The organism is Roseivirga sp. BDSF3-8 (assembly GCF_041449215.1).
Lineage (GTDB): Bacteria > Bacteroidota > Bacteroidia > Cytophagales > Cyclobacteriaceae > JBGNFV01.
Genome location: NZ_JBGNFV010000002.1, coordinates 171133 through 184732 on the forward strand (window position 1 = coordinate 171133; position 13600 = coordinate 184732).

Annotated in this window: 11 protein-coding genes; 7 read left to right on the forward strand and 4 right to left on the reverse strand. The window is 53.9% G+C overall.

Features of this window, described 5'->3' with window-relative positions:
- Positions 1-7: 7 nt before the first annotated feature.
- From AB9P05_RS24455 to AB9P05_RS24470, 4 genes are read right to left on the reverse strand one after another with little or no spacing between them, the layout of a single operon-like run.
- The gene (locus tag AB9P05_RS24455) at positions 8-1162 is read right to left on the reverse strand and encodes an endo-1,4-beta-xylanase (protein ID WP_371911530.1); all 1155 of its coding nucleotides are present in this window, start codon (positions 1160-1162) and stop codon (positions 8-10) included.
- A 13-nt stretch (positions 1163-1175) separates the two neighbouring features.
- Entirely contained in the window at positions 1176-2345 is a 1170-nt protein-coding gene (gene uxuA / locus AB9P05_RS24460; protein ID WP_371911531.1) for a mannonate dehydratase, read from the reverse strand.
- Position 2346: 1 nt separating this feature from the next.
- Complete coding sequence (locus AB9P05_RS24465; protein ID WP_371911532.1) at positions 2347-3087, reverse strand: SDR family NAD(P)-dependent oxidoreductase; 741 nt, start codon at positions 3085-3087, stop codon at positions 2347-2349.
- A gap of 26 nt (positions 3088-3113) precedes the next feature.
- Positions 3114-5318, reverse strand: coding sequence for an alpha-glucuronidase family glycosyl hydrolase (locus AB9P05_RS24470; protein ID WP_371911533.1), 2205 nt, complete (start codon positions 5316-5318; stop codon positions 3114-3116).
- A 134-nt stretch (positions 5319-5452) separates the two neighbouring features.
- Between AB9P05_RS24470 and AB9P05_RS24475 the strand changes: the two genes are divergently transcribed.
- Genes AB9P05_RS24475 through AB9P05_RS24505 form a run of 7 tightly spaced genes read left to right on the forward strand, consistent with a single transcriptional unit; the run spans position 5453 to position 13583 of the window.
- On the forward strand, positions 5453-7702 hold the full coding sequence (locus tag AB9P05_RS24475; RefSeq protein WP_371911534.1) for a glycoside hydrolase family 3 C-terminal domain-containing protein: 2250 nt from the start codon (positions 5453-5455) through the stop codon (positions 7700-7702).
- 5 nt (positions 7703-7707) lie between these two features.
- Positions 7708-9138: a glucuronate isomerase gene (gene uxaC, locus AB9P05_RS24480; RefSeq protein ID WP_371911535.1), complete on the forward strand. Its 1431-nt coding sequence runs from the start codon at positions 7708-7710 to the stop codon at positions 9136-9138.
- On the forward strand, positions 9138-10157 hold the full coding sequence (locus AB9P05_RS24485; RefSeq protein WP_371911536.1) for a PfkB family carbohydrate kinase: 1020 nt from the start codon (positions 9138-9140) through the stop codon (positions 10155-10157). Before uxaC ends, AB9P05_RS24485 begins: the two co-directional genes overlap by 1 nt.
- A 17-nt stretch (positions 10158-10174) precedes the next feature.
- A complete protein-coding gene (locus tag AB9P05_RS24490; RefSeq protein ID WP_371911537.1) occupies positions 10175-10846 on the forward strand; it encodes a bifunctional 4-hydroxy-2-oxoglutarate aldolase/2-dehydro-3-deoxy-phosphogluconate aldolase in 672 nt (223 codons plus the stop codon).
- The gene (locus AB9P05_RS24495) at positions 10843-11823 is read left to right on the forward strand and encodes a TRAP transporter substrate-binding protein (protein ID WP_371911538.1); all 981 of its coding nucleotides are present in this window, start codon (positions 10843-10845) and stop codon (positions 11821-11823) included. Before AB9P05_RS24490 ends, AB9P05_RS24495 begins: the two co-directional genes overlap by 4 nt.
- Positions 11824-12291, forward strand: a complete 468-nt coding sequence (locus AB9P05_RS24500) for a TRAP transporter small permease (protein ID WP_371911539.1) — start codon at positions 11824-11826, stop codon at positions 12289-12291.
- Positions 12291-13583 carry a TRAP transporter large permease gene (locus AB9P05_RS24505; protein ID WP_371911540.1) on the forward strand — a complete coding sequence of 431 codons (1293 nt, stop codon included), beginning with the start codon at positions 12291-12293 and terminating at the stop codon, positions 13581-13583. Before AB9P05_RS24500 ends, AB9P05_RS24505 begins: the two co-directional genes overlap by 1 nt.
- Positions 13584-13600: the final 17 nt, after the last annotated feature.

The window sequence follows — 13600 nt, forward strand, 5'->3', positions numbered from 1 at the left end:
GGTCTGGTTACAGCCCTTCCGCAAATCCGCGGTGGGCTATTTTATAATCAAAGTCATTGTCATACATGAGAGGCCACTCTGTGCCCCCGTCATACATCCAGCTATCCTGGTCGCGCATGCCCCAGATAGTGATGCCATACTGCTGGTTGGCAGGTACGTTGGCATACTCTTCAGCTACTTCCTTGTATTTGGCTTCCTGCGAGGCCGCCCGTTCCTCCGTCAGTTCACTGATGTCGTCATTGTAGTTTACCCGGATGTCCAGTTCTGAGAAGTGGATGAGCAGGCCGGTGGCAGTAGCTTCCTGCACGGCCTCCGCAATATCCGCACGGGGTGGCCAGTCATGGTTTATGTGCATTTGGAATCCGATGCCGTCTATAGGCACCCCATCTGTCTGAAAGTCTCTGACCATGGTAATGATGGCGTTTCGCTTAGATTCGTTACTGGCCACGTTATAATCATTGTAAAATAATTTTACGTCAGGATCTGCCTCACGGGCCCAGGTATAAAGTTTGGATACATAGTCGTAGCCCATCCGCTGCAGAAAGAGCGTGTTGCGAAGGTCATTTCCCTCAAACACCTCGTTTACTACGTCCCAGCCAGCTACTACGGACACTTCCTCGCCATTAACCATCATTTTTTCCTCCGCAAAGTGGGCTACTGTCGCTTTTACGTAGTCCTCTATGAGTTGCGTAAACTCCTCGTCTGTACCGCTGAAGCTATTGAGCCAGCCCGGAATAGAGCTGTGCCATACCAGCGTATGGCCATGGACGCGCATCCCGTTGGCCTTGGCATAGGCCACTATCGCGTCACCGTCGCTGAAGTCATAGTTGCCCGGGCCGCGGAAGATGTTCGCCATCTTCATATCATTCTCCGCCGTGATGCTATTGTAGTCATCTTCCAGTATTTCCTTAAAGGTAAGGTTGCTGGAAGACGTGCCGCCCAGCTTGCTGGCCGATACGATCATACCTACCGGGTAGGAGGCTATGTCCTTAAGGCTTTCAGTGGGCACGTAGGTGAAAGGGTCGCCGCTGCTGCCCCCTCCGCCGCCATTACCGCCTCCGCCACCACCACCGGGTGCAGGGGCTACAGGCTGCGGTTCTTCGCCGTCATTATTACAGGCTATCGCCAGAAAGCAGAATAGTACGATTAGTAGTCTTCTCATTTTATTGGGTTTGTCATCTTTCAGAGTCAATCAGGCCCTTTTCAAGACCGGAAAGTTCGGCCAGAGCCTTAAGCCTGCCTATAAGCGAATAGCCCGGGTAATGGTCCGTATTCGCCTCCAGGTCATGCAGGAAGCCATGGTCCGGCCGCATGGGCAGCACCACATTACGCTGCTCCATCAGTTGCAGCAGTTTTTGCATGATCGCCCGCATGGGGTTGTCCCCCTCCAGGTGGGCAGATTCGCGAAAGTCTTTTTCTCCCGACCGCGCCACATTGCGCAGGTGCAGAAAGTGGATGCGGTCGCCATAGGTATCTATGATGCGCAGCAGATCGTTTTGCGGATGTGCGCCGAAAGACCCCGTGCAGTAGCACAAGCCGTTGGCCGTGCCGGGCACCGCCTCAAATACCAGGCGCGCATCTTCTTCCGTGCTCATAATACGGGGCAGCCCCAGCAGCGAAAAGGGCGGATCATCCGGATGGATCGCCAGCTTCGCCTTCACCTCAGCCGCAATTGGCGTTACCTCAGTCAGGAAGTGGATCAGGTTGCGCCGCATCGTTTCCGAATCGATGTCAGCGTAGCCTGCCAGCAGCTCCAGTAGTTGCTCTGCCGTAAAGTTCTCCTTACTTCCCGGGAGGCCCAGCAGCACCCTGCGGAATAAACCTTCGCGCTCACTGTCCGAAAGGCTGTTGCCATAGGTGCGCGCTTCGGCTATCTGCTCCGGCGTGTAGTCCGCTTCGGCACCGGGCCGCTTCAGCAGCTCCAGGTCAAAGTAAATAAATGCCACGTGCCGGTACGCAAGCGTGCGAGTGCCGTCAGCGTTTTCCCAGGCGTGATCCGTCCGGATCCAGTCCAGCACAGGCATAAAGTTATACGTGATCACCTGTATGCCGCACGCCGCCAGGTTGCGTATACTGGTTTTGTAGTTTTCTATGTACAGCGCCCGCTCTCCGCGGCCCCGCTTAATGTCCTCATGTACCGGCAGGCTCTCCACCACGGCCCATTCCAGGCCTTCTTTGCGGAGTATTTCCTGGCGCTCCCGTATAGCCTCTTCCGGCCACACCTCACCTACCGGTATCTGGTGCAGGGCCGTAACGATATGGCTTACGCCTGCCTGCCGGATATCCCGTAGCCGGACCGCATCATGCGGGCCGAACCAGCGCATCGTTTTCAGCATCTTTTGCATGCTAAAAGCCTATGCTGTTGCCACCATCTACCGGTATAGTTACGCCGGTCACATATTTTGCCCCGGCAGAAGCCAGGTAGTAAACCGTATCACCTATATCCTCCGGCAGGCCCATTTTGCCCATCGGCGTGCGTGACATTACCTTATTCTTTCGCTCAGGATCATTGTTCAGAGCTTTGGCCGACATGGGTGTCTCGATAAAGCCCGGAGCTACGCAGTTTACGCGAATGCCCATTTCTGCCAACTCCACCGCCATAGCGCGCGTCATGCCCTCTATCGCCGTTTTACTGGCCGAGTAGGCAATTACTTTCGGGATGCCATACTGCGCCGCCATCGAGCTGATGTTTACGATTGTCCCCTGGCCCTGTTCTTTCATCACCTTCACTACTTCGCGGCTTACCGCAAATACACTCTGTACGTTCGTCAGTATGATATTGGAAAACTCCATATCAGTCACTTCCAGAAAGGGCTTTTTCATATTGATGCCGGCATTATTCACCAACACGTCTATCCGGCCCTCTTCTTTGGCTATGTCCGCTATCAGGCCGGGAATCTTCTCCAGGTCCGAAAGGTCACAGGCACGCTTCCGGGCATTTTCTCCCAGTTCAGCCATGGCCTTATCCAGCTTTTCCTCAGAGCGTCCTATGATATAGGTGATCACGCCTTCTGCACAGAATTTCCGTGCGGTTGCCAGACCCAGTCCGGAGTTACCCCCTGTTACGATCGCTACTCTTTTATCCATGTTTGATTTATCTTCAATTTTAGGGTTTAATCCCAGCTAGGCCGAATGCCCGGCGCATAGGGGAATGATAATGACTGATAGTATGAGAGAGGCTTCTCCGGCTTTTCCATCCCTTCAGGGAATGGCCTGCCGGAAAACTGCTGAAAGTAGGTCATGCAGGCGTTTTTCCACCATTTAGCCTCTTTAAGTTGTATATCCAGCAGCATGCTCACCTGCTCATGTTGTTGCTTATTCACATACGGCGCCATCTTTTCCCACCGCGCTTCCATTTCTTTTACCTCATCCACACCCTCCTGGTAGGTCAGGCCCAGATTTTGCCAGAGCGTGCGGCCGTTTTCCATCTTATAGCCCCAGGGCAGGTGGTGAAACCACAGAAGCAGCTCCCGGGGTGTTTCCTCAGCGTCATTGAATATTTCCGCCACCTCCGGTGCGTACTGAGCGGTGGCTCCACTGCCAGTAGCTACCGTACGGTCGAAGCCTATGCCCGCGCTGTCTGCTTTATGATAGTATACCGACGTCCAGTCAGGGCGGGGCATGTCCTTTATCCACGGGCCAGGGCCATAGTGGTGTCCCGCATCCATAATATGGTGCAGGCCAAGGGGTGTCATGTACTTAACCACCGTCTCGCGTGAGTCCACCAGCATATCCGTCATAGGCGTTACAAATGCCTCGTCGTTCGAAAAGGTCATCTGTAACCATTCAGCCGCTATTTCCTCAGAAGACAGATAAGGGTTCCAGGCCAGGCGGCCAAAGCCATACCAGTTTGCCTGCCCGAAGGGATGGCCCGTCCAGTTCCGGTCCGTGCCGATATTAGCCACACCCGCTATACCCGTAAGTTCCTTGTTGGTAAGCGTGCCGTCTATCACCTTTGCCACGGTTGCCTCTTTTCCGTCCCGGTACGTATCGGCGTCAAGCACCTCTTCATACATTTTGGGTAAGAATACCAGGTGGGTGCTGAAGCCGAGGTATTCCTGGGTAATCTGAAACTCCATCATAAGCGGCGTGTCCGGCATGGCGCCAAACATGGGGTGAAAAGGTTCGCGCGGCTGGAAGTCTATGGCCCCGTTCTTTACCTGGATCAGTACATTATCGGCAAACTGCCCGTCGTAGGGTACAAATTCACTGTAGGCCTGCATGGCTCGGTCCGTCACATCATGCTCGGAGTACACAAAAGCCCGCCACATAACGATGCCCCCATGTGGGGCCACGGCTTTGGCCAGCATATTGGCCCCGTCTGCGTGGTTACGCCCGTAGTTTTGCGGGCCGGGCTGTCCCTCTGAATTAGCTTTTACCAGGAAGCCACCAAAGTCAGGGATAAGGTCATAAATCTCAGCCGCCTTATGCTGCCACCAGGCACCGACCTCTTCGTTCAGCGGATCGGCAGTGTCCAGGCCACCTGTTTCGATAGGGGCCGAGAAGCGGGCAGTGAGGTAAACCTTGATACTATAGGGTCTGAAGACATCCGCCAGGGCTTTTACCTTTTGCAGATAAGCTGGGGTGAGCACCAGCGCATTAGCATTTACATTCGTCAGCACCGTGCCATTGATGCCTATAGAGGCATTTGCCCGCGCATAATCTATGTAGCGTTGGTCGATATACTCCGGCAGCTTATGCCAGTTCCAGATAGAAAAGCCCGCATACCCCCGCTCTACGGTACGGTCCAGGTTGTCCCAGTGGTTCAGCACCCGGATGTCCGTTTTTGGCGTTTGCACGAGTGACATGTTTTCCAGAGACTTTTCCGTCTGCATCAATCTCAGCAAGTGAAAGGTGCCGTACAGCAGGCCGGTATCTGTATTAGCCGATATCACCAGCACAGGCCTTTCCTTGTCCTTTACCACCTTGAGAAGGTAGCCTTCTTCACCTGCCATTTCCATATCCCCAACCTTCTTCTGCAGCCTGGCGGGTAAGCGGCTGTACGTAGCCAGGATGAGGGTGGCATTATCGGATATTTCCTCCTGCAGGGAGGGGGTAGTGCCCAGCATGCCGGACAGCCCCCTGTCAAGTTCATCGCGGGCCACCTCAAGGGTTTGACCCCCGGCAGGGAAACATATTTTTTCAGTAAGCTTTTTATATGTGTCAGTTATTGGTTTGTCCTGCAGAGGCCTGTAGGTGAGCCACAGGTTATAGCCATCAGTTGCCTGTGAATTACCGGTAAGGCAAACCAGAAATAATAGCAACAGAAGAGAGAACAGACGAAGGTTATTTGGGTGTATGCTAGGAATCGATTGCAATTGTTTCAATGTAAAAATGGGCTAAACATCCATGAATATGGGATAAAAAAATTAAATAATCATAAAAAACACAAAAAATTGCGCAATCGATTGTGTTAATTTCTATATTAACGTTCCCAAAAGAATAAACACATATGAAGAATCCCCTTTTGACCTTAAGGTATGTGATAGCCTTTATTGCATTTGTGGCTATTGCTGCCGGAGTAAAAAACCAATCAGATACCCCTTCATCACCCGAAGATTCTTCAGCACCCGACTTTCCCTTTAATGATACAAGCCTTCCCCTGGAGGAGCGTATCGAGGACCTTATCTCACGCCTGACCCTGGAGGAGAAGGCGCTGCAGATGACGCATAATACCCCTGCCATAGAAAGACTTAACATACCTCCCTACAGCTATTGGAACGAGGCCCTGCACGGCGTGGGGCGTTCGGGCATTGCTACCGTATTTCCCCAGGCCATTGGCCTCGGAGCCACCTTTGATGAAGACCTGGCCCTGCGGGTATCCTCCGCCATCTCCGACGAAGCCCGCGCCATGCACAATGCAGCTAAAGAAAAGGGCTACCATCGTCAGTATGGCGGCCTTACCTTCTGGACGCCCAACATTAACATATTTCGCGATCCGCGCTGGGGACGGGGACAGGAAACTTACGGAGAAGACCCTTTCCTGACGGCAGCCATAGGCGCTGCCTTTGTGCGCGGCCTGCAGGGAGATAATCCCGACTACCTGAAGACAGCCGCCTGTGCCAAGCACTACGCTGTACACAGCGGCCCGGAAAAACTAAGGCACCAGTTCAATGCCGAGGCCAGTATGAAAGACATGTGGGAGACGTACCTGCCTGCCTTCCGCACATTGGTGCAGGAAGCAGATGTAGAGGCCATCATGTGTGCATACAACAGTACCAATGGTGAGCCCTGCTGTGCCAATGAGTACCTGATTACGGATGTGCTGCGTAACCAATGGGGCTTTGACGGACACGTACTCAGCGACTGCTGGGCCATTGTGGACTTTTACAATGAGGAAAATGGCCATGGCGTGGCCGCCAATGCAGCAGAGGCTTCGGCCATGGCAGTCAAAAGCGGGATCAGCCTTAACTGCGGTAGTTCCTACCCCTCACTGCCCGAGGCCGTAGCGCAGGGCCTGGTAACGGAAGATGAGATAGATGAGCAACTGGCCATCCTGCTGCGTACCCGCTTTAAGCTCGGCCTGTTTGATCCTATGGGCAGTAATCCCTATGATGAAATAGCCACGGATGTAATCAACAGCGATGAGCACCGCCAACTCGCCCGGGAAGTAGCGCAAAAGAGCATCGTCATGTTGAAAAATAATGGCGTGCTGCCCCTTGAGAATGACCTCTCGCAGTATTTTGTGACCGGACCTAATGCCGCAAGTGTGGATATTCTGCTGGGTAACTACTTCGGCGTAAACCCTGAGATGGTCTCGATAATGGAAGGGCTGGCTGCAGCCGTAGCGCCTGGCAGCCAGTTTCAGTACCGCCTTGGGGCCATGCTGGACCGCAAGCCTGTCAACCCACAGGACTGGGCCTCGGGCCTGGCAGGTACCAGTGACGTCACCATCGCCGTGCTTGGCCTCTCCGGGCTGCTGGAAGGCGAGGAGGGCGAGTCGATTGCTTCCCCCACCTTCGGCGACCGCCTCGATTATCAACTGCCTGAAAACCAGATTGACTACCTGCGAAAGCTGCGCGAGGCAGCGGGTGAGAAGCCCATCGTGGCAGTAATCACCGGCGGCAGCCCTATGGACCTCTCCGAGGTGCATGAACTGGCGGACGCGGTGCTGCTGGTGTGGTACCCGGGCCAGGAGGGAGGCAATGCCGTAGCCGATGTGGTCTTTGGCAAAACGTCCCCTTCCGGCAGACTGCCCATCACATTTCCCAAATCACTGGACCAGCTTCCCGACTATGAGGACTACACCATGGAAGGGCGCACCTACAAATACATGACCGAAGAACCGCTTTATCCCTTCGGCTATGGCCTGAGCTATGCGGATTTTAGTTATAGCGAAATAAAGGTCTCGGATAAGCGGATATCCAGGGGAGATAAGCTAACCGTGACAGTTCAGGTAAAAAATGAGGGGAGTGTGCCTGCCGAAGAGGTGGTACAGCTATACCTCAAAGACATGAAGGCCTCGGTAAGGGTGCCTAATTATGACCTGAAGGGCGTGAAGCGGGTAAACCTGCCGCCTGGCGCATCGGAGTCGGTGAGCTTTGAACTGGAAGCCGGTGACTTTGCACTGGTAAATATGGAGGGTGAAAAAGTGCTGGAACGTGGCGACTTTACCCTGTATGCCGGTGGATCCAGCCCGGTGAAAAAAAGCTTTGAGCTAGGTGCCCCTGCCATGGCCGAAACGACTGTGACATTACGTTAAGACGAATGACTGATTTTATCCATAACGATTTTTTGCTGGAATCTGAGCATGCCCGTGAGCTATACCACACGTATGCAGCCAGCCTGCCTATAATCGATTATCACTGTCACCTGCCCCCTGCTGAGGTGGCGGAAGACAGAAAGTATAAAAACCTCACCCAACTGTGGATAGAGGGCGACCACTACAAGTGGCGGGCCATGAGGCAACTGGGCATAGAGGAGAGGCTCATAACCGGAAGTGCATCCGATAAGGAGAAGTTCATGGCCTGGGCTTCGACTGTTCCCTACACCCTTCGCAATCCCCTCTACCACTGGACTCACTTGGAGCTGACCAGGTACTTTGGTATCACCGATTTGCTCACTCCGGATAATGCGGCCGCCATTTACGACCAGGTAAATGAGATGCTGAAGGATGATGAGTTCTCGGCAAGAGGCCTAATCCGGCGAATGAACGTAAACGTTGTGTGCACTACGGACGATCCTTTGGATGAATTGACAGCACACAAACAGGTGGCAGGTACGGAAGAGGGTTTCCGTATGCTGCCCACCTACCGGCCTGATGGCCTCATCAATGCGGAGAAGGATGAGTTTGCCGATTACCTCCGCCTGATGGGGCAAAACACGGGGGTGAAAATCCGGGACTGGGAGTCACTTAAAGAGGCGGTGATGAAGAGTATCAGGTATTTTCATGACCGGGGCTGCAGGCTCTCCGACCATGGACTGCCTCATGCCTATGGCGAAGGGGTGAATGAGGCCAAAGCCAGTGCTATCTTGAAAAAGCGCCTGACAGGTACGGATATCTGCCCGGAAGAAGAGGCCAGCTTTAAGTCGGCCATCATGCATTTTCTGGCTACCTGTTATGACAAGATGGGCTGGACCATGCAGCTACACCTTGGCCCTATCCGCAATACAAACAAAGCCATGCTGGAGCGTATCGGGATCGATGCGGGAGTGGACAGCATCGGAGACTTTAAGCAGGCCGAAGAGCTGGCGGCTTTCCTTAATAAACTGAACGAAAAAGGCAGCCTGCCCAAGACCATTCTGTATAATTCCAACCCGGCTGATAACGAAGTATTTGCGACCATGGCGGGTAACTTTAGCCAGGAGGGCATACGGGGCAAAGTGCAGTTCGGTGCCGCCTGGTGGTTTATGGACCAGAAGGACGGCATTACCCGGCAGATAGAGGCCCTCTCTAATATGGGGCTGCTGAGCTGCACCATTGGCATGCTTACAGACAGCCGCAGCTTCCTCTCCTTTCCACGGCATGAGTACTACCGCCGTGTGCTATGCAATATACTAGGCGATGATATGCAAAAAGGCTATTTACCTAAAGACATGAAATGGATAGGTAAGGTAGTAGAGGACATTTGCTATAATAATGCCAGCGAATATTTTAAATTTCCCAGATCAGTCGGTAAAAACCTGAAGGCAGTATAATGTCTGATAAACCCAAAAAAGTCGTCTTGTTCGGAGAGGTATTGCTGCGTCTTTCCCCTCCCGGTCATCAGCGGTTTCGCCAGGCTGCCTGCTATGATGCTATTTATGGGGGCAGTGAGCTGAACGTGGCCCTTTCCCTTTCTCACTTTGGCTTGCGGACAGATTATATTACCAGGCTGCCTGACAATGCCCTATCTGACTGTGTGATAGAAAAACTGCGGGGTAATGGCGTAAGCACAGGTCATATTGTGTACGGCGGGGATCGCCTCGGTCTGTACTTCATCGAGATTGGCGCTGGCCACCGGGGGAGCCGGGTGGTGTATGACCGGGCTTTTTCCTCCATGACCACCATTGAAAAAGGCATGGTGGACTGGCAAAAGGTATTGAAAGGGGCAGACTGGTTTCACTGGTCGGGCATTACGGCCGGCATATCCGCCACGGCAGCGGAGGTTTGTGCAGAAGCGATAGAGGCCGCCAGACAGATGGGAGTCATCGTCTCCACCGATTTTAACTACCGGAATAACCTGTGGCACTATGGCCGCAAGGCGGGTGAGGTAATGGAGCCACTGGTAGGTAGTAGTGATGTGGCCATTGTGGGCGAGTACGCCTGCAAACAGTACTTTGACATAGCCCCTGAACCTGGTGAGGACTGTGCCCAGGAGCTTTCCGTCAGGCTGCGCGACCGCTTTCCGGCCCTCCAGCGTATAGCAGTGACCTCCCGTGAAGTGATCAGCGCCTCGCATAATAAGTGGTCCGGCGAACTATTCGGCCCCAAAGGGAGGCACCGTTCGGCTACTTATGATATTAGTGACATTACCGACCGTATCGGTACCGGAGACAGCTTTACGGCCGGTCTTATTTATGGGCTTCTGCAGGGCCAGGACGACCAGCAGGCGGTGGAGTTTGCTACCGCTGCATCCTGTCTCAAACATACCATATTCGGCGACGCCAACCTGGTAAGTGTACAGGAGGTGGAAGACCTCATGAAAGGAGACCGGGTAGGTCAGGTGTCCCGGTAGAATATTAAGTAAACCCAATGACATACATATCCAGGATATCAGTAGCACAGGAAATGGAAAGAACCGGGCTTGTGCCTTTGTTCTACCATGCCGACACCGCCGTGGTAATAGAGGTGGTGAAAGCTCTTTATCGCGGAGGGGCCCGTCTCTTTGAATTTACCCACCGCGGAGCTCACGCCGCAGATGTGTTTAAAGAGCTGGCTCAAATGGCAACTGAGGAGCTGCCGGGTATGTACCTGGGAGCCGGGTCGGTTACTGATGCGGCGACGGCTTCGGCCTACATGAATATGGGCGCCTCATTTATAGTGACCCCTGTCCTGCGTGAAGACATTGCCCTAACCTGCAATCGCCGCAAGGTGCTGTATGCGCCGGGTTGCGGTTCGCTGACAGAAATAGCCCGTGCAGAAGAACTCGGTTGTGACATTGTCAAGCTATTTCCTGCGTCCGTTTATGGGCCTGAATTTATCAAAGCCGTGGCAGGCCCTCAGCCCTGGACACGCATCATGCCTACCGGAGGGGTTACGACTGATCCGGATGACCTAAAGCAGTGGCTGGCTGCCGGAGCTGTCTGTGTAGGCCTGGGCTCTCAACTTATCACCAAAGACCTTCTCCAATCCAAAGATTATGACCTGCTGGCCCGTAAAACCAGCGAGGTCCTGTCAGTCATTTCAAACGTCCGTCAATCATGAGGTGCCTCATGTGGCTATGTATGGCGGGAGTAGTGTGCCTGTTTGCCGGCTGCCACACCGAGGAAAGCGAGCGCACGATCAAACTGGCGCATAGCCTGGGAGTGGAACACCCTGTGCACGAAGCCATGGTGTATATGGCCAGTGAGCTGGAAAAGAACAGCCGCGGACAGCTAACGCTTGAAATCTATCCCAGCAGCCAGCTTGGCTCTGAGCAGCAGTGCCTGGAGCTGCTGCAGATAGGCAGCCTGGGCATGACCAAGGTTTCCGCTGCAGTAATGGAAAATTTCTCCCCACGCCTGAAAGTATTCGGATTTCCCTACCTTTTTCGCGACGATGCACACCGCTTTGCCGTGTGCGATGGCCCCATCGGCCAGCAGCTTCTGCTGGAAGGCCAGGAATACTGGCTGCGCGGCCTTACCTATTTCGATGCCGGTGAGCGCTCCTTTTATACCAAGGAAGAGCCAATAGAAAAGCCCGCCGACCTCGAGGGCCTGAAGATCCGGGTGATGCAAAGCCCCACCGCCATTGACATGGTCAAGCGGCTTGGTGGCTCGCCCACTCCCATCTCCTGGGGTGAACTGTACACGGCCCTGCAGCAAGGGGTAGTAGACGGTGCCGAAAATAATATTCCCAGCTTTTACAGTTCCCGCCACTACGAGGTGTGCAAGTACTTTAGCCTGGACGAACATGCCAGCATCCCCGATATACTCGTCATCAGCACCCTGGTATGGGAGCGCCTTAGCGAAGAGGAGAGGGGCTGGCTCATGCAGGCTGTGGACAGCGCCACCGTCTACCAGCGTAAGCTGTGGCAGGAGGCCGAGGCGGAGGCCATGGTGGCCCTGCAGGAAGCGGGAGTAAAGATATACCGCCCGGAAAAAAGTGCTTTTGAGACAAAAGCGCAGGGCATGATACAGGACTTAAAGGCAGATGACCCGGACCTGTACGAACTGATAAACGACATAAAAAACCTGGACTGAATGCGGAATGCCGTAAACCGGGCATTGGAGATTGTGATCGTGGTATTACTGGCTCTTATGACCCTCGATGTGCTGTATGGTGTGGCCACGCGCTACCTGCTGAATAACCAAAGCGAATGGTCAGACGAGCTGTCACGCTTCCTGATGATATGGGTGAGCATACTCGGTGCTGCCTACGCAGCTGGCAGCAATCTGCATATCAGCATAGACCTGCTGCCCCGATACCTTAGCGAGAAGGGCCGCAGACGGCTTCATATGTTCATTTCCGTTATCGTCATCCTCTTTGTATTTGCCGTATTCGTGGTAGGCGGACTTCGCTACATCTATATTTCCTTCACGCTAGGGCAGGTGTCACCTGCCCTTCAGCTACCCGTAGGCTATGTGTACGTGGTTTTGCCGCTCTCCGGCCTGTTCATCATTTATTATAAACTGCACGATCTGATGCAGCTAATCCAACCCCGGAGATAATGGAAATAGCGATACTTGCCCTTACCTTCATCATACTCATGGCCCTGCGTACGCCCATTGTTTGGAGCATAGGCATTGCCAGCCTCTTTACCATTCTGCTAAGCGTACCTTCACTGCCTGCCGTGACCACGGTGGCGCAGCGTGTGGTCACCGGCCTGGACAGTACTTCCCTGCTGGCTATTCCCTTCTTTATCCTTGCCGGACATATCATGAATAAGGGAGGGATCGCCAGTCGCCTCGTAGCCTTTGCCCGCGCGCTGGTAGGTTCGCTGCCCGGCGGTCTGGCCCATGTGAACATAATGGCGGCCATGCTATTCGGCGCCATTGCCGGCTCGGCCGGTGCCGCCGCCGCTGCTATCGGCAGTTTCATGTCGGATGAAATGGACAAAGAAGGTTATGGAAAGGGCTATGGCGTGGCGGTGAATGTTACCTCCGCTACTACCGGCCTGCTTATACCCCCTAGTAATATCTTCATCATTTACTCCCTGGCAAGCGGGGGTATCAGTATAGGTGCCCTGTTCCTGGCAGGCTATGTGCCCGGCATACTCACCGGCCTCATGCTCATGACAGTGGCCTACGTGTGGGCCCGTAAGAAGAACTACCCCACCCAGCCGCGCGCCTCCCTGCAAACGGTCTTCACTACCTTTTTGCATGCCCTGCCCAGCCTGTCGCTGCTCATTGTAGTTATGGGGGGTATCGTAGCCGGTATATTCACCGCCACCGAAGCGTCGTCCGTCGCCGTGTTGTACTGCCTTGTGCTGGCCTTTCTGTACAAAGAGGTAGAGGTCAAAGACCTTCGTGCCATTCTTGTCGAGTCAGCCTCCACCATCTCCGTGGTAATGATGCTCATAGCTATGTCCATAGCCATGTCATGGGTGATGTCTTATGAGAATATTCCGCAGATGATCACCGCCTTTCTGCTGGACAGCGACACCTCACCCCTGGTGGCGCTGCTGCTGATTAATGTCATCCTGCTCGCCGTAGGCATCTTTATGGACATGACCCCGGCCGTACTCATCTTTACCCCCATATTTTTACCAGTAGCCACCACCCTTGGCATACACCCGGTTCACTTCGGCATCATCATGGTGCTCAACCTTTGTATAGGCCTTTGCACACCGCCTGTAGGCGCTGTCCTCTTCATCGGCGTCAGCGTTGCTAAAACCTCCATTCAGCAGGTGATACGCCCTCTGCTGCCCCTCTTCGCTGCCATGCTGGTTGCGCTGGTGCTGGTTAGCTTGTTCCCCGAGTTGAGCCTATGGTTGCCCAAGGTGTTTGGGTTTGTAGAGTAGCAGGAGGGTCTTGTTAA

Coding starts and splice junctions, on each gene's coding strand:
- AB9P05_RS24455 (WP_371911530.1), bottom strand. CDS start 1,162: ATGAGAAGACTACTAATCGTACTATTCTGCTTTCTGGCGATAGCCTGT.
- uxuA (WP_371911531.1), bottom strand. CDS start 2,345: ATGCAAAAGATGCTGAAAACGATGCGCTGGTTCGGCCCGCATGATGCG.
- AB9P05_RS24465 (WP_371911532.1), bottom strand. CDS start 3,087: ATGGATAAAAGAGTAGCGATCGTAACAGGGGGTAACTCCGGACTGGGT.
- AB9P05_RS24475 (WP_371911534.1), top strand. CDS start 5,453: ATGAAGAATCCCCTTTTGACCTTAAGGTATGTGATAGCCTTTATTGCA.
- uxaC (WP_371911535.1), top strand. CDS start 7,708: ATGACTGATTTTATCCATAACGATTTTTTGCTGGAATCTGAGCATGCC.
- AB9P05_RS24485 (WP_371911536.1), top strand. CDS start 9,138: ATGTCTGATAAACCCAAAAAAGTCGTCTTGTTCGGAGAGGTATTGCTG.
- AB9P05_RS24490 (WP_371911537.1), top strand. CDS start 10,175: ATGACATACATATCCAGGATATCAGTAGCACAGGAAATGGAAAGAACC.
- AB9P05_RS24495 (WP_371911538.1), top strand. CDS start 10,843: ATGAGGTGCCTCATGTGGCTATGTATGGCGGGAGTAGTGTGCCTGTTT.
- AB9P05_RS24500 (WP_371911539.1), top strand. CDS start 11,824: ATGCGGAATGCCGTAAACCGGGCATTGGAGATTGTGATCGTGGTATTA.
- AB9P05_RS24505 (WP_371911540.1), top strand. CDS start 12,291: ATGGAAATAGCGATACTTGCCCTTACCTTCATCATACTCATGGCCCTG.